This is a genomic window from Stenotrophomonas sp. YJH_SMC_80 (assembly GCF_059372495.1).
The window spans coordinates 228169-244754 of record NZ_JCAFVP010000005.1; the positions used below are offsets into that span (position 1 = coordinate 228169).

Sequence of the window (16586 nt, forward strand, 5' to 3'; positions counted from 1 at the left end):
AGCGGCCGGCACTACCTGTGGGTGGTTACATCCAGCCCGGTACCACGAATACCAGCCAGGCCAGCAGCGGCCCCAGGGCCACCACCAGTCCGCTGTAGACCAGGAAGCGGCGGAACAGGGTCTCGCGTTCCTCCTTGGCTGCCGAAGCCACCACCAGTGCGCCATTGGTGGAGAACGGGCTGACATCGACGATGGTGGACGACACCGCCAGCGCGCAGATCACGCCGGCGGCGCTGAGGTGACCCTGCATCAGGAACGGCACCGCCAGCGGAATCGTGGCGCCCAGCACCGCAGCCGACGAGGCGAATGCGGAAACAATGCCGCCGACGTAGCAGACCAGCAGCGCGCCGAGCAGCGGAATGCCGATGTCGGACACGCCATTGCCGATGAAGTCCACCGCGCCGGCATGTTCCAGCACGCCGATGTAGGTCACCACACCGCAGATCAGCAGCACGGTGGACCAGCTGATGCCATCCACCGCGCCCTTCTGGCTTTGTGGCGACAGCAGTGCCAGCGCGACAGCCACGGTGATCGAGACCAGGCCGACGTTGAGGTTGTAGATCAGCGCGGCCACGCCCAGGCCGAGCAGGCCGATCAGGGTGAACAACCGCTCGCGGGTCAGGCTCACCGCATCCAGTGCCGCCGGATCATTGGACAGGGTGCCGCCACCGGCAGCAACCAGTGCACCATGGCCTTCGATGGCGAATTGCCGCGACGATGCCTGCGGGCCACCGGCCATCGCCAGCTCGGCATTGCCGATCGTTCCGGCCGCGGTGATCGAACCGCGACGCAGCAGGGCGATGCCGCCGAACGCGAAGAAGCAGATCGTCGCCATCATGAAGTTGAAGCCGAGACTGGTCAGGAACACCGCCATCTCGGTCACTTCCAGCCCGGCTTTCTGCACCACGCCGTTGGTGATGCTGCCGTACACGCTGATCGGCGAGAAGCCGCCGGCCTGCGCACCATGGATGACCAGCAGGCCCATCATCAGTGGATTGATGTTGTACTGCTTGGCAAAGCGCAGCGCGACCGGACCGATGATCGCGACCGCCGCCGGGCCCAGCGCACCGAACGCGGTGAGGACTGCGGTGATCACGAACATCACCCACGGAATGGCCACGATATGGCCGCGCACGGCTTTTACTGCCCAGTGCACCAGCAGGTCGATGGTGCCGTTCTTCTGCGCGATGGCGAACAGGTAGGTGATGCCGACCAGGGTCAGGAACAGATCGCCGGGAAAGCCGGCCAGGACCTCCTTGCCGCCCATGTCGACCCACAGCCCGCCGATGATGAAGGCCAGCGCGAAAGCGACGGCACCCATGTTGATTGGCATCGCGGTGGCGACGATGAACATGATCACCAGACCGATGATCGTTGCGATTTGTGGACTCATGCGCCCTCCCAGACACGTGACTCACGTACAGCGCGGATGGAGACCCGCCATCCCGGGGTAAGGCGACGTACGGCGTGTTGCGTGATACGTACTGCTCGAACCCGTTACTGCAGCCGTTCCAGCGCGCTGCGGACCCATGCCGCCGCGCCTTCAAGGCTCTGGAACTCTTCCACCGCGCGCACCTCGCAGCACGGATAGGCCGGCGCGACCATGCGCGCCAGCGCGTTGCCCGGGCCCAACTGCAGGAATACCCGCGCGCCGCGCTCGAAGGCCTGGCGCATCACCTGCGCCCATTCGATGGTCTGCGCCAGTTGCAACGACAGCGTGTTGACTGCCGTTGCGCGGTCCCGCACCGGTCGCGCATCGATGCCGGCCAGCAGCGGCAGGCGTGGGGCCTGCAGTGGCGATGCATCGAGTGCGGCAGCGAACGGTGCGACCGCCGCCGCCAGCAATGGTGTGTGTGCGGGCACGCGCACCGGCAGCAGACGGATGTCCGCGCCCTGCGCCCGCGCTGCATCGGCCAGCCGCTGCAACGAGGCGTGCGTGCCGCCCACGATGAAATGGTCCTGCCCGTTGGCGATGGCCACGTAGGTGCCCTGCGCATCGCACAGCGACTGCAGGCTGCGGCGATCCAGCCCGAGCACCGCCTGCAGGCCTGCATCGGCGGGGCTGGCGCTGTCCATCAACTGCGCGCGCTGCGCAGCCAGCGCCAGGCAGGTGGTGGCATCGAAGCTGCCGGCGATGGCGTGCGCGGCGAGCTCGCCGATGCTGTAGCCGGCCACCAGCACCGGTGCAGGCACCGCTTCGCGAAGTCCCTGCCAGTGCGCAAGGCTGGCTGCACACAGCAAGGGCTGCGCCAGAACATTGTCGAAGCGCGATTCGTCAGCAGCTGCCGCGAACACGTCGCGTCCAAGCACTGCGCTGGCGGTCTCCAGTACGTCGCGCACGACAGGCAGATCGCGCACGCGGTCGAACATCGCCGCATGCTGCGCACCTTGGCCGGGGCAGAGCAGGGCAAGACTCATGCGACCTCCTGCTGCAGCAGGAACCAGGCACAGGCCAGCAGGTCGGCACTGCCGCCGGGGCTCAACCGGCGTGCGACGAATCCATCACCGATGCTGTGCAGGCGTGCCTGCCAGCCGGGCACGAAGGCGCCGCCGGCATCGAGGAACCCTCGCGCCTGTTGCTGGGCCCAGCGCAGGCCGTCGACGCCGCCACGGTGCAGCAGGTTGAGGTCATCCACGCACGCGATCAGCTGCACCAGGGTCTGGCACATCGCGGCCTCGCGTGGCAGGTTGCTGGCCAGCGCGTGGCGCAGGGCAGGCAGTGCCACCTCGCGCAGCAGCGGGTAGCCGGCGGCCGCTTGTTCGCGCACACCCTGCACGCCGTGCCGTGCGCGCGCGCGCTGGCCAGGGCTGTTCGCATCCAGCGGTGCGTCGGCGAGCTCGGCAGACCAGCGGCACACGTCCTCGCAGACCTGCTCACCCGTGGCGGCATGGCCCAGGCGGGAGCGACAGGCCGCAGCGGCCGCCACCAGCAGGCCGAGACTGAAGACCGCGCCACGATGGGTATTGACGCCGGCGGTTGCGCGCAGCATCGCGATCTCGGCGGCGATGCCACACCGGCGTAAGGCGTCGAAGTCCGCCCCGGCTGCACCGTGGTAGGCCACGGCGGTGAAATAGTGGCGCAGCGCGAACAGGCTGCGCAGGAACGTGCCGGCGTCCATGTCGTGATGGCTGCCGCTGTCGAATGGCGTGACCAACCCTGGCTTGGGTGCAAGGGCCAGTTCGGCGTGCAGGCTGGCGATGGCGAGGCGCCCCAGACGCGCGCTGTCGACGGCAGCTGGCCTGGCCGCCGGTTGCACGAGGGCGTTCACGCGCTCACCCCGGTGGAGGCGAACAACGCATCACGTAGTTCCAGTGCGGCACCATCGAGGCGCTTGACCAGTACCTCGCGGCTGCGCCCGGCGTATTCGCGCCAGTTCATCGCGCCACCATCCACCAGGCACAGTTCGCCATCGACCCGATGCCCGAAGGCGCTTTCCCAGTGCTGCAGGCGCTCGACCAGCAGGTCGGCCTGGCGTGCGTCACCCACCTGCCACAGCAGGTCGATGTCCGAGCGTGCGTGCACATAGGGCTGGCCGCTGAGGTGCTGCCAGGCGAAGGCGCCGAACACGCGGGCCGGTGCAAGCCGCAGCATTGCCTGCAGTGCCGCCTGCCAATCAGCCGGAACGCCGCCGGCGAGAATCTCATCCAGGGCAGGGGGAGGCTGCAGGTGCTGGATGTCCTGCAGGGCCACGCGCAGCGCCAGCCGTTGCTTGCCTTCGCCTGGCGGCAGCGGCACCCCCAGGCGCAGCCGCGGGTCGGGATCATCCGCCGCACTGCGTGCCACCATGGCTGGCAGGCCCTGTGCGAACCATGCTGCCAGGCGCGGTTCGTGTGCAGTCACGTCAGCCCGCCAGTCGGCATCGGCCGACAGCCAGGCCAGCGTGTGGCGGGCGGGCCGCTCAGGCATCGCCGTGGGCCACCGCAGTTGAAACCCCTGCCGCCAGGGCGCGACCGCCACGCTGTGCGCCGCGTGCGGCACGCAGGTCGCCTTCGGCGGGCGTGCGCAGGGCCTGCAGCAGGTGCTGGGAAAGATCGCCCTCCCACAACGAGTCCACCGCACCCATCGCCACGTAGTTGGCGACGCCCGGCGCGAATACCGGCGAGCTCTGGCTGAGCGCCTGCAGCTTCTCCAGCGGTTGCTTGGTCACCCGCGCCATTGCGCGCAGGTCCATCACCCGCACCTGTGCATCGGGCAGGGCGTGGATGTGGTCGGCCATCAGGCCGAATGAGAGGAAGCCGCCACTGACGGATTCTCCGTAGACCAGGGTGATCAGGCGCGCACCACGGCGGCGTGCCAGATCGAGCGTCTGCGCGAGATGCGCAAAGTAACCATTGATGCCCAACAGTTCGTCGCGCCGCGCCAGGCGCTGGCCGGCGGTATCCACCAGCATCACGATCGGTCGCTGAGGATGCGCGCAGGTGCTGTCCAGTACCGTCCCGGCCAGTGCCAAGGCGTGGTCCACGCCGACTTCAAGTTTGTCGGCGGTACCGATCACGGTCACCTCGCCATCCTCGGTGGTGGCGCTGCCGGTCAGCACCGAATCGTTCACCGCAATGGCATGCCCATGCGGAAACAGGGCATCGAGCAGGTTCTGCAACGGCATGCTCATGGCAGGCTCCGGTCGGCGGTGGCGATGAGGAACTCATCGGTGTCGAGCAGCGGTAGTCGCTCGGGGGCTGCGATGCCCTGGCGGCCCCAGATCTCCAGGCCATCGCGGCAATCGCCCCAGGCCTGCACGCGCGCCTTCAATGCCGCATGGCGTTCCTGCAGCGCAGCCAGTGCAGTATCCGGATCGGTGCTGCTGGTATCAGGCTGCAGCGCGTTGCTGGCCGCCTGCGCGAAGGCCTCGATGGCATCGGGCACCAGCACCTGTGCCTGGTCGATCAGGTAGCGGTGCTTGCCTCCCGTTACGCGCCAGACCAGCGCGCGATCGCGGGAATCGAACTCTTCCACGCCGCGCACGGTTTCGATCACTTCCGGGCCGGACAGCGACAGGCGCCCCTCTTCGGACATGATGACCGTGCTGCAGCAGCGGGCGACGATGCCCATGCCGCCGAAGGCGCCGTTGCCGCTGCCGATCAGCGCGATCACTGGCACACCCGCTGCACGCGCGTCCAGGGTGGCGCGCATGATCTCGGAAATGGCGATGAGCCCTGCATTGGCTTCGTGCAGGCGCACACCACCGGTGTCCAGCAGCAGAAGCACACCTTCGGGATGTGTTTCGGCTGCGCGGCGCAGCAGCCCGGTCAGCTTGGCGCCGTGCACCTCGCCCACGCCGCCGCCCATGAATTCACCCTGCTGCGCGGCCAGCAGCACGCGTCGGCCACGCAGCGTGGCTTCGCCGACAACGATGCCGTCGTCGAACGCCGCGGGCTGGTCGAGCTGTGCCAGGTGCGGGCTTATCATCCGCCGCGCCGGGCCGAGGAATTCCCTGAAGGAACCGGCATCGACCAGGCTGGCGATACGCTCGCGCGCATCGGCTTCGTAGTAGCTGTAGCGCTGCGTCCGGTTCATCGTGGATCTCCAGCACGCAGGGTTTCCACGGCCTGGTCCAGGCGCAGGCTGACTACCGCCGGGGTCGCACCGGCATCGTTGATCGAGATGCGTACATCGCGCAGCGGATGACGCTGTGCGAAGTCGCTGATCACCGCTTGCCACACGCTGCCGAAGCCCTTCGCGGCGGTGATGATGCGCACCGTCATCGCGCCGTCCAGTGCGGCCGGCTCCAGCAGGATTTCCAGGTTGCCCGAGGCCAGCACGCCGACCAGCACCGCATCGCGCGGAAACTGCACCGCAGTGTGCCCTTCGAATCGATAGTCGAGGGTTTCCATGCTCAGCCCCTTACCAGTTGCGGAAGCGCTTGGGCGGGTCGTATAGGCCGCCGGACCAGCGCACCAGGTCCTTCACCGAACGCGCCGCCAGCAGGTCACGGCTGGCATCGCGCACGGAGATGCCGAGGTCATCGGGACGGCGGATCACGCCGCGGTCGCGCAGGTTCTCCACCATCGCGCGGTCGCGCCCCATGCCCACGGCGGTATAGCCGGCCACGCCACGGATCGCCTGTTCGCGCTCCTCAGGGGTGCGGCACAGCAGCAGGTTGGCAATGCCTTCCTCGGTCAGCACATGGCTGACGTCGTCGCCGTAGATCATCACCGGCGGCAGCGGCATGTTCGCGCGTTCGGCCAGGTCCCAGGCATCGAGGCGCTCGACGAAGGCCGGCGCCATGTGCTCGCGGAAGGTTTCCACCATCTGCACCACCAGCTTGCGCCCACGCGGCATCTCACCCGGGCGCGCGGCCTGCTGGCCGGCCTTGATCCAGGCCTCGCTGGCATGGCGCCGGCCGCGTGCGTCCGAGCCCATGTTCGGTGCGCCACCGAAGCCGGCAATGCGGTCGCGGGTGGCGGTGGAGCTGTTGCCCTGCAGGTCGATCTGCAATGTGGAACCGATGAACATGTCGCAGGCATACAGGCCGGCGGTCTGCGAGAAGGCGCGGTTGGAACGCATCGAGCCATCGGCGCCGGTGAAGAACACATCGCCTCGCGCGGCGATGTACTTCTCCATGCCCAGTTCCGAACCGAACGAATGCACCGATCTGACGAAGCCCGATTCGATTGCCGGAATCAGTGCCGGGTGGGGGTTCAACGCCCAGTGCTGGCAGATCTTTCCCTTCAGGCCGAGCGATTCGGCGTAGGTGGGGAGCAGCAGTTCGATGGCCGCCGTGTCGAAGCCGATGCCATGGTTGAGGCGGTTCACGCCGTACTCGGCGTAGATGCCCTTGATCGCCATCATCGCCATCAACACCTGGATCTCGGAGATCTGCGCCGGGTCGCGGGTGAACAGCGGTTCGATATGGTTCGGCCTCGGCGCCTGCACCACGAAGTTGACCCAGTCAGCAGGAATGTCGACGCGGGGGAGGGTGTCGACGATCTCGTTGACCTGGGCGATGACGATGCCGCCACCGAAGGCGGTGGCTTCGACGATCACCGGCGTGTCTTCGGTGTTCGGCCCGGTGTACAGGTTGCCGTGCCGATCTGCGGCCTGCGCGGCGACCAGGGCCACGCGCGGGGTCAGGTCGATGAAGTAGCGGCCGAACAGTTCCAGGTAGGTGTGGATGGCACCGATCTGGATGCGCCCTTCAGCCACCAGGTTGGCCAACCGCACTGACTGCGGGCCGGAGAACGAGAAGTCCAGCTTCGACGCGATGCCACGCTCGAATACATCCAGGTGCGACGGCAGCGACAGCACCGACTGCACCATGTGCAGGTCGTGCACGCGGGCCGGGTCAAGATCGGCCAGGGCCTGGGCGAGGAAATCGGCCTGCTTCTGGTTGTTGCCCTCCAGGCAGACCTTGTCGCCTGGCTCCAGCAGTGCGTGCAGCAGCTCGCCTACGTCGCCGGCGGCGACCTCGCGTCCCCGGGCCCACGGCGCGGCACGTTCCAGGCGGGCTTGGCGGCTGCGTTCCAACGTATCCCAGCTCGGGTTCATCGACCGGCTTCCGATTGGTGTCGATGTAATTACGACATAATTACGAAGGACGCCGCAACCTGCAGTGCAGCAAAAGGAAGGGCCCGCGCGGAGGCGGGCCCATTCAGGTAGGCCACGACCGTGGGTCGTGGCGGAGGGCGTGCCGACCAACGGTCGGCACCCACCAGGCACCCACCGGTTCGCGGGTTGCTCAGAACGTCCAGCGCAGGCTGGCCGACACGAAGCGCGGTTCGCCGTAGTTGTTGTAGTCCAGATTCGCCCAGTAGGTCTTGTCCAGTGCGTTGCGCACGCTCAGCGTTGCGGTCCAGCTGTCGCTGATGCGGTAGTTGGCATTGAACTGCACCAGCATGTAGGCCGGCTGGTTCACCGTCACCGTGCCGCCCAGCGGATAGGCGATGTTGTAGCCCTGCACCTTGCTCTGCCACTGCACGCCACCGCCAACGCTCAGGCGTTCCAGCGCACCGCGCAGCTGCAGCTGCGTGTTGAGCTGCAACAGATCCTTCGGCGGGTTGGCGTACAGCAGGTCGGTAGCCGCGCGGGTGACCTTGACGTGGGTGTAGCCGGCATTGACCGTCCAGCCCGGCAGGATCTCGCCGTTGACGTCTACTTCCCAGCCACGTGCCTTGGTGCCGTTGACGCCGATGTAGGCGGAGGTGCCATCGCTCAGCGAACCTTCCGGCACGCCCATGTCGCGCACGGCGTAGTTGTCCTGCTTGGCCTCGAACACGGCGGCGTTGGCGGTCAGGCGGCCGTCCAGCCACTGGGTCTTGATGCCCGCTTCCAGGTTCGAACCCTGCACCGGTGCCAGCAGGTTCTCGTTGCGGTCCTTGAAGTTCTGCGGGTTGAAGATCTCGGTGTAGCTGGCATAGGCCGACACGTTCGGGGTGATGTCGTAGACCAGGCCCACGTAGGGAGTGACTTCATCGCTCACCTTGTACGCGCCGCTGGTGCCGGTGTAGGCGCCAGCGGCGTTGTAGGAGCGGGTGAGGGTTTCCCAGCGGCTCAGGCGTGCGCCGGCAATCAGCGACAGCGGATCGGCCAGGCGCAGGCGGGTGGCCAGGTAGACGCCACTCTGCGTGGTCTTGGCCACGCGGCGCGCGCCGGTGCGGCGGTAGGTCACCTCGGAGATGTCGCCGTTCCAGTTGTACACGTTGGGAATGTAGTAGCAGCGCTCGCCGCCGCAGCGCGCCCAGTCGCTCGGGAAGTTCAGTGCCAGGGTATTCGTCGTGCCTTCCAGGTCCGACCACTGTGCGCCGAGGGTCACGTCGTGGTCGCGGCCGAACAGATCGAAACTGCCGGTCAGGTAGGCATCGACATTGCGGCGGGTGTCCTTCGAATCACCGGCGGCCGCGCGCAGGTAGATGCCCGAGCCGGTCACCGGGTCCGGGTTGCCGGTCCCGTACAGGCGCACGTTCTGCACGTTGCCACGGGTATAGGCGGTGTTGATCTTCAACAGCCAGTTGTCGCCGAAACGCTGTTCCAGGTTGGCGAAGGCGGTGTTGCTCTCGCGCTTCCAGTAGCTCCACTTCGGCGACAGATTGGTCGAGCGCGGCAGGTGCGCGAAATGGCCCTGGTTGTCGAAGAACGGCACGGTGCCCCAGGTCGAGCCGGTGGGGTTGTTGTCCTGGCTCTGGTAACCGAGGGTGATCGTGGTGCTGTCGGTGACGTCGCCCTCCAGTACCGCCATGCCGGCCATCTTGTTCTCGTCGTAGCGGTCGTAATACAGGCCACGATCGGTGTAGGCGGCGACCACGCGGCTGCGGAAGCGGCCGTCGGCGGTCAGCGGCGCGGTCACGTCGGCCTCCATGCGACGGTAGTCCCAGCTGCCGGCGCTGACCGCGAACGACGCATCGAATTCCTTGCCCGGGCGCTTGCGCAGCAGGTTGACCGTGGCCGACGGCACGCCGGCGCCGCTGAGCAGGCCGTTGGCGCCGCGGATCACTTCGATACGGTCGTAGAAGGCGGTGTCGTACTCCTGGTTGGTGGAGCCGCTGTAGGTGGGAATGCCATCGACCTGGAAGTCGGTGATGGCGAAGCCGCGCGCGTAGTACAGCGGGCGCTGCGTGTCATAGAAGGACACGCTCACGCCGGTTACGTTGCGCATCACATCGTTGATGCTGAACAGTGATTCGTCCTGCAGGCGCTGCAGGCTGATGGCGGTGGCGGACTGCGGGGTCTCCTGCAGGGTGATCGGCAGGCGCGTGGTGCTCGACGGTGGTGCGGACTGTTCGGCGCGGACGCTGACCCGGTCCAGGGTCTTGGCATCGGCAGTGCCATCGGCGGCGGCGAACGCGCTGGGCGCGGCCAGCAGGGTCAGCGACGTAAGCAGGGCAGCCGGCAGCAACGCGCGGCGGGGCAGGCGGTTACGGAGGATCAGGGACATGGTGGGCTCGAGGCTCGGAAGCGGGGAAGGGCGGCAACAGTCGTCCAGCACCCGGGCGGCGGCTTCGGGCACGGTCAGGTCCATCTGGGGAGGTGCGATCACTGCACAGGACGCAAATGTAAATAATTCTTAACAACATTACAATTCGCGTCATTCGCAGGGGCTTTCCGGCGCAGAGCAGTGGCGGGCCGGGGTCGGATCCTGTTGCCGCAGGCAATGGGCTCTGACCCCATCATCGGATCCCAAGCGCAGGTCAGAGCCCTTCCGTGCGGGAGGGATCCGACCCACCTCGCACAAAAACAGACGGCCACCCGAAGGTGGCCGTCCGTCTGAATCGAAAGCAAACTGCGAGCTTACAGCGCCTGCAGTTCCTCGTTGGCGTTGCGCTTTTCCTTGGCCGCTGCCGGCACCGCAGCCGCAGCGGGCGATGCCGCGTTCGCATCCACCGGCACCTCCAGATACGGCAGATGCAGGGTCTGGCTGGTCAGCGTACGGATCTCGTTGACCAGCGCGGCGCTGTCGTTGAGCTTGCGCCCGTACGACGGCACGATCTCGCGCAGGCGGGCTTCCCAGCCGGCCTTCATCTGGTCCGGGAAGGCCTTGGCCATCAGGTCGAGCATGATCGGCGGCGAGGTCGACGCACCCGGCGAAGCGCCGAGCAGGGCGGCGAGGGTGTGGTCCTTGTCGGTCACGATCTCGGTACCGAACTGCAGCACCGGGCCCTTCAGCGGATCACGCTTGATGATCTGCACGCGCTGGCCGGCGGTCACCAGCTTCCAGTCACCCGGCTTGGCAGTGGGGAAGTACTTGACCAGCTCGGCCTGGCGGTCGGCATCGTTCAGGCGCGCCTGGCCCATCAGGTACTGCACCAGGTCCAGGTTGTCCTTGCCCACTTCCAGCATCGGGCCGACGTTGTTGTGGTTCACCGACGAGTACAGGTCCCACCACGAGCCGTGCTTGAGGAACTTGGTGCTGTACAGCGCGAACGGCCCGAACAGGACCACCGGCTTGCCGTCCAGCTTGCGCGCATCCAGGTGCGGCACCGACATCGGCGGCGAGCCGGTCTCGGCCATGCCGTAGGCCTTCACGCCGTGGCGCGAGGTCACGTCCTGGCCCTGGAAGGCGAGGAACTGGCCACCAACCGGGAAGCCGGCGTAGTCCTTCGATTCCGGAATGCCGGACATCTGCAGCAGCTTCAGTGCAGCGCCACCGGCACCGATGAACACGAAGCGGGCGTGGGTGGTGGACTCGGTGCCGGCCTTGAGGTCCTTCACCGTCACGTTCCAGCTCTTGTCGGCGTTCTGCCGCAGCGCGCTCACTTCGTGGTTGAGGTGCAGGCTGAAGTTCGGGCTGCGCTGCAGGCCGGCGGTCAGCTGGCGGGTGATCACGCCGAAGTTGACGTCGGTGCCCAGCGGCATCCAGGTCGCGGCAACCTTCTGCTTCGGGTCACGGCCTTCCATCAGCAGCGGGGCCCACTGCTTGATCTGGGCCGGATCCTCGGAGTACTGCATGCCATAGAACAGCGGATTCTTCACCAGGGCCTGCTGGCGCTTGTGCAGGTAGGCAATGTTGTCATCGCCCCAGACGAAGCTCATGTGCGGGGTCGGGTTGATGAAGTCGCTGGGCTGGCTCAGCCGGCCTTCCTTCACCTGGTGCGACCAGAACTGGCGCGAGACCTCGAACGATTCGGCGATGCCGACCGCGCGCTTGGTCTCGATGCTGCCGTCGGGCAGTTCCGGTGTGTAGTTCAGTTCGGCGAAGGCCGAGTGGCCGGTGCCGGCGTTGTTCCAGCCGTCGGAGCTTTCCCCGGCGACGCCGTCGAGGCGTTCGTAGACCTGGATGTTCCAGTCCGGCTGCAGTTCCTGCAGGTAGGTGGCCAGGGTGATGCTCATGATGCCGGCGCCGACCAGCACAACGTCGACGGGCTTGTCGTTGCTGGCGGCGGGCACCGAGCGCTGGGTCAGCGGCCAGTACAGGAACAGCGCGGCGGCCAGCAACAGCAGCACGAGCAGGGCGAGAAGAGCCTTGCCAAATTTCTTCATGGGGGCGGGATCGTTGGCGGAGGGGAAGGGGTCAGGATGCGCGTGGGGCAGGGAAAGGGCGTGAAGAAACAACGCCTTGCAGCATCCATATGCGATTCTAACCGGATCCGGTCTGTTTTTGATGCAACGCAGCATCCGGCGTTTCGCGCCATCCTCACCCGCTAGCGCCGGGTGATGCCCGGCGAACGAAGCCTTGCCAGCGTCAGGCCATCCCTGGCGACAGCTTCACTCAGACCAGCTCAAGAATCTCGTCGCCGGCCTCATCAATCTCGCCGGTCGGGCGCCAGCCCAGGCGCCGGTAGAAGCCATGCGAGCGCGAGCGTGGGTCGGCCGAACAGGCCAGGAACAGGCGTTGGTGGCCGGCATCGCGGGTCAGGCTGATCACGTCCTGCAGCAGCTGGCGACCGATGCCGCGGCCTTCATACTCGGGCAGCAGGGCCAGCACCAGCACCTCGCCGCTGTCGCGGTCGGCGAAGCAGTAGCCGGCCATGCGCTCGCCCTCCCAGGCGACGCGGCCGATCGAATCGCCCTGGGCGATGCCGGCCGCCCAGCTGTCCTCGGTGATGCCCAGCTCTGCCAACTGCGCGGCGCTGAAGGCGTTTTCGCGGGTGCGCCCGCGCAGGTCGATGCAGGCGGCGGCATCTTCGGGGCGCGCATCGCGCACGGCTATCGGCATACAGGACACCCTTGTAGTGATTGGCCCGCCAGTATCCGCATCACGCATGGACCCGGTGTGGAGGGTTGATGGAGATTGGATGGAGCAAAAAGGGGACGGAGGGGATTAAGTCGTCTTTGCCCGATGTGTCGCTTGGGCCTTATACGACTTAATCCCCTCCGTCCCCTTTTCAGCGCTTGCGCCGGATCAGCGCGGAGGAGGCATCCAGCACCGCGCGGGTCAGCAGGGCCATGGTCTGCACGTCGCCCTTCCAATGCTGCCAGTACAGCGGCACGTCTTCCCACGCGCGCTGGCGCACGTAGACCAGGCGGCCCGCGTCCAGGTGCCGCTTGACCAGCGGCAACGGATTCATCGTCCAGCCCATGCCGCCAAGGTTGGCCTGCACGAAGGCGCGCGTGGACGGAATCCACCAGGTCGGCGCGGTGCTGGGCAGGTCGTCGCCGGCCATGCGCCGGGCGAAGCGCGACTGCATGTCGTCCTTGCGGTTGAACACCAGCACCGGGGCCTGCGCCAGCGCCTGCGCGGTCACGCCCTTGGCGAAATGACGCTCGCGGAACTCGGGGGTACAGGTGGCGGCGTAGCGGATGCTGCCCAGCGCATGGATCTGGCAGCCCTGCACCGGCTCGTCCAGGGTGGTCACCGCGCCCAGCACCGTGCCCTGGCGCAGCAGCTCCACGGTGTGGTCCTGGTCCTCCACGCGCAGGTCCAGCGTGGTGCCGGTGGTCTGCGCGAACTGGTAGGCCGCCTGCGGGAACCAGGTTTCCAGGCTGTCGTGGTTCACCGCCACCGGGATGCTGGCCTGTGGCAGGTCCTCGTCGGCCAGGCCCATCCGGTGCAGCGCATCGTGCTCGAGCAGGGCGGTCTGCTCGGCCAGCTGCACCAGCAACTGCCCCTCGGCGGTGGCGGTGGCCGGGGTGCCGCGCTTGACCAGCAGCCGGCCGATCCGGTCCTCCAGCGCCTTGACCCGCTGCGAGATGGCGGACGGGGTGACATTCAGCGACTGCGCGGCGCGGTCGAAGCTGCCTTCGCGGATCACTGCGGCCAGGGCACGCAGCTGGGCATGGTCGATACGCATCGAATTAAGTTCCGCTAATGTTGGTTTAGGAAGTTTAGCTCGTCTTTTTCATGTTGCGGCGCGACAATGGCGCTCGTTCCGGTGCTGTCCGCCTTCGCGAGGCACCGTCCCCCCAAGCAAGTAAAGGCAGTGAATCCCATGTTCTCGGTCATCTCCGCCAGCACCGGCCTCGGTGCCTGGTTCTCTGGTGCAGCTACCGGCATCGGCCTGTTCGCCGTGGTCGGCGCCCAGAGCGCCTTCATCCTGCGCCAGGGCATCCTGCGCAAGCACATCGTGCCGGTGGTCGCCACCTGTGCGGCCATCGATGCGATCTTCATCTTTGCCAGCGTGGCCGGCCTGCGCACGCTCACTTCGGCGCTGCCGTGGCTGACCACCGCCGTGCTGTGGACCGGCGTGGCGTTCCTGGCCTGGTACGCGATGAAGTCGGCGCGCCGCGCGATCGCCGGTGGTGGCGGCATGGGCGAGGCTGACAGCGACGACGGCAGCCGCCGCGCGGTGCTGATGGCCGCGGTCGGTTTCTCGCTGATCAACCCGCACTTCTGGCTGGACATGATGGTGATCGGTTCGATCGCCGAGAACTTCGGCAACGCCCGCATGGCCTTCGCTGCCGGTGTGGTCACCGCCAGTTGCCTGTGGCTGACCGCGCAGGGCCTGGGCGCGCGCCTGCTGGCGCCGCTGTTCACCAAGCCCAGCACCTGGCGCGTGCTCGACGGCACCATCGCGGTGATCCTCAGCATCCTGGCCCTCACGTTGGCGGTGCGCGGGGTCCACTGACCCGGCGCACGCCCCCCGAACCCACGTCCTGACTCTCTCTCCAAGGTAGTGGTAACGACGGCACCGGCAACGGTGCCGTCGTTTTTTGTGCGCCACTGGCGGGCCGGGCACTGGCCTGCCTAGAATCGGCCAGCCGGGACAAGGGGTCCAGGCAGGGGGAGAGAAGGATGCACAAGCGCTGGCTGGCCGCCATCATCGTGGCGGGACTTTGGTGTGGAACCGCTGCTGCGATCGATCTGGGCGCCTATGTGCGAGCGGACAAGTTCGGCGATGTCATGCTGTCTCCCGGGGGCGATTATCTGGCCGCGACCGTGCCTGCGGACGGCTTCACCGCTGTGATCATCCTTCGTACGGACGACAACGCGCCGGTGGGCAGCCTGCGCCCACCACTCAATTCGCATGTCTTCGGCCTGCACTGGGTCAACAACGATCAGGTGATGTTCGGTCTGGCGCAGAAGTTCGGTACCCGCGACGCGCCGTGGGCCACCGGCGAGCTGCTGACACTGGATGCACGCACCGGACGACCGGAACTACTGGTGGGCTACCGCGACCTTGGCCTGCGCGTGCGGCCCAAGTACCGGACGTCGGCCGCGGCGTTCCTCAGTGACGCCCTGCCTGGCGATGATGCGCACGTGGTCATCGCAGTAGGCGGATCGCGGCTGGATGCCAACGGTTATGCGGCCCAGCTGGAACTGGCAAGCGGCAAGCAGCGGCTGCTGGCCCGCGCGCCGATGCCGGGTGCCTCCTATGTGGTGGATGCCCGCGGCGACGTACGTTTCGTACAGGGCGCCGGTACTGACAACGTCCATCGGCTCTACCACCGTAACGGTGGCGACTGGGCGCTGGTCAACGATGAGAAACGGAGTGGTCGCAGCGAGGCGGCGCTGGGCTTTTCCGCCGACGGCCAGCTGGCCTACCTGCTCAGCGAGCAGCCCAGCGGCCCCGATGCCATCGTCAGCTGGAACCCGGCCACGCAGGAGCGCAAGGTCGTGCTGCGCGATGAGGTTGTCGATCCGGCACGACTGATCCGCAGCCCGGGCAGCACCGTGCCGGTCGGCGCGCTGTTCCTGGGAAACACGCCGCATACCCGGTTCTTCGACGAAAGCTCGGACGAGGCACGGTTGTACCGCAGCCTGGAGGCGGCCTTCCCCGGGCGTGCAGTATTCATCACCTCCAGTACCCGCGACGGTCGCCGGCTGCTGGTGGAAACCGGGTCCGGTTCCAATCCGGGCGAGTTCTACCTCTACGACCGCGACCGCAACCAGGCGCGCTTCCTGATGGCGCGCAGCGAATGGATTGATCCGGAGAGCACTGCGTCGGTGCGGCCGGTCCTGCTGAAGGCGCGTGACGGGCTGGAGCTCCATGGATTCCTGACAGTCCCGCATGGCAGCACTGGCCGTGACCTGCCGATGGTGGTGGTGCCGCATGGTGGGCCGATCGGGATATTCGACAACGGCAGTTTCGATCACGAGAACCAGTTGCTGGCCGCTGCCGGCTACGCCGTGCTGCAGATCAATTTCCGCGGCTCGGGCAACTACGGCCGTGCGCACAGCCGGGCAGCACTGAAACAGTGGGGGCGTGCGATGCAGGACGACGTGACCGACGCCACGCGCTGGGCGATCAGCGAAGGCATCGCCGATGCCCGGCGCATCTGCATCTACGGTGCCAGCTACGGCGCCTACTCGGCGATGATGGGCGCCGCGCGCGAACCGGGGCTGTACCAGTGCGCGGCCGGCTATGTGGGCGTCTACGACCTGCCGCTGATGTTTACTGGCGGCGATATCCAGGACCGCGATTCCGGAATGAGCTACCTGCGCGAGTGGCTGGGTGATCCGGCCACGCTGGGCGCGGTCTCGCCGGTCAACCTGGCCGAGCGGATCAAGGTGCCTGTGTTCCTGGCGGCCGGGGGTCAGGACAAGCGTGCCCCGATCCAGCACACCGAGCGCATGGAAGCGGCGCTCAAGCGTGCCGGTACGCCGGTGGAAAGCCTGTACTACAAGACCGAAGGGCACGGCTTCTATACCCAGGCCCATCGCAGCGAGTACTACGGCAAGCTGCTGGCGTTCCTGTCGCGCAGCCTGGGTGGCAAGACCGCCACGACTGCGGCTGCGGACGGCAAGGGCAGGGCGCCGTAACGCGAAGGGCGGCGG

General features: G+C 67.1%; 14 protein-coding genes. 2 read left to right on the forward strand and 12 right to left on the reverse strand.

Translation table 11 applies throughout. The features are described from left to right. Positions 1 to 25: 25 nt before the first annotated feature. From AC5P99_RS11460 to AC5P99_RS11515, 12 genes are all read right to left on the reverse strand, one after another. Positions 26 to 1393 (reverse strand): SLC13 family permease, encoded by a 1368-nt coding sequence (locus tag AC5P99_RS11460; RefSeq protein ID WP_005412592.1) that lies wholly within the window; start codon positions 1391 to 1393, stop codon positions 26 to 28. Positions 1394 to 1497: 104 nt separating this feature from the next. Continuing rightward, positions 1498 to 2418, reverse strand: coding sequence for a malonate decarboxylase subunit epsilon (mdcH, locus tag AC5P99_RS11465; RefSeq protein WP_049448719.1), 921 nt, complete (start codon positions 2416 to 2418; stop codon positions 1498 to 1500). Then, positions 2415 to 3269, reverse strand: a complete 855-nt coding sequence (mdcB, locus tag AC5P99_RS11470; RefSeq protein WP_237827109.1) for a triphosphoribosyl-dephospho-CoA synthase MdcB — start codon at positions 3267 to 3269, stop codon at positions 2415 to 2417. The genes mdcH and mdcB overlap by 4 nt, the downstream gene beginning before the upstream one ends. Beyond that, positions 3266 to 3907, reverse strand: a complete 642-nt coding sequence (gene mdcG, locus AC5P99_RS11475; RefSeq protein WP_149500795.1) for a malonate decarboxylase holo-[acyl-carrier-protein] synthase — start codon at positions 3905 to 3907, stop codon at positions 3266 to 3268. Before mdcG ends, mdcB begins: the two co-directional genes overlap by 4 nt. Next, entirely contained in the window at positions 3900 to 4604 is a 705-nt protein-coding gene (gene mdcE / locus AC5P99_RS11480; protein WP_169449119.1) for a biotin-independent malonate decarboxylase subunit gamma, read from the reverse strand. Before mdcE ends, mdcG begins: the two co-directional genes overlap by 8 nt. A gap of 2 nt (positions 4605 to 4606) precedes the next feature. Continuing rightward, complete coding sequence (locus AC5P99_RS11485; protein WP_149500796.1) at positions 4607 to 5515, reverse strand: biotin-independent malonate decarboxylase subunit beta; 909 nt, start codon at positions 5513 to 5515, stop codon at positions 4607 to 4609. Then, positions 5512 to 5832 (reverse strand): malonate decarboxylase acyl carrier protein, encoded by a 321-nt coding sequence (mdcC, locus tag AC5P99_RS11490; RefSeq protein ID WP_014646339.1) that lies wholly within the window; start codon positions 5830 to 5832, stop codon positions 5512 to 5514. The genes AC5P99_RS11485 and mdcC overlap by 4 nt, the downstream gene beginning before the upstream one ends. Positions 5833 to 5842: 10 nt before the next feature. Next, complete coding sequence (gene mdcA / locus AC5P99_RS11495) at positions 5843 to 7486, reverse strand: malonate decarboxylase subunit alpha (RefSeq protein ID WP_149500797.1); 1644 nt, start codon at positions 7484 to 7486, stop codon at positions 5843 to 5845. A gap of 190 nt (positions 7487 to 7676) precedes the next feature. Further along, positions 7677 to 9869 (reverse strand): TonB-dependent siderophore receptor, encoded by a 2193-nt coding sequence (locus tag AC5P99_RS11500; RefSeq protein ID WP_495213175.1) that lies wholly within the window; start codon positions 9867 to 9869, stop codon positions 7677 to 7679. Between the two features lie 353 nt (positions 9870 to 10222). Beyond that, a complete protein-coding gene (mqo, locus tag AC5P99_RS11505; RefSeq protein ID WP_012479432.1) occupies positions 10223 to 11911 on the reverse strand; it encodes a malate dehydrogenase (quinone) in 1689 nt (562 codons plus the stop codon). A gap of 229 nt (positions 11912 to 12140) precedes the next feature. Continuing rightward, entirely contained in the window at positions 12141 to 12587 is a 447-nt protein-coding gene (locus tag AC5P99_RS11510) for a GNAT family N-acetyltransferase (RefSeq protein WP_285311478.1), read from the reverse strand. 169 nt (positions 12588 to 12756) lie between these two features. Beyond that, positions 12757 to 13662 carry a LysR family transcriptional regulator ArgP gene (locus AC5P99_RS11515; RefSeq protein WP_005412604.1) on the reverse strand — a complete coding sequence of 302 codons (906 nt, stop codon included), beginning with the start codon at positions 13660 to 13662 and terminating at the stop codon, positions 12757 to 12759. A 138-nt stretch (positions 13663 to 13800) separates the two neighbouring features. Between AC5P99_RS11515 and AC5P99_RS11520 the strand changes: the two genes are divergently transcribed. Both AC5P99_RS11520 and AC5P99_RS11525 read left to right on the forward strand, forming a co-directional pair. Then, on the forward strand, positions 13801 to 14436 hold the full coding sequence (locus AC5P99_RS11520) for a LysE/ArgO family amino acid transporter (RefSeq protein ID WP_005408523.1): 636 nt from the start codon (positions 13801 to 13803) through the stop codon (positions 14434 to 14436). A 167-nt stretch (positions 14437 to 14603) separates the two neighbouring features. Then, entirely contained in the window at positions 14604 to 16571 is a 1968-nt protein-coding gene (locus AC5P99_RS11525) for an alpha/beta hydrolase family protein (RefSeq protein ID WP_495213176.1), read from the forward strand. Positions 16572 to 16586: the final 15 nt, after the last annotated feature.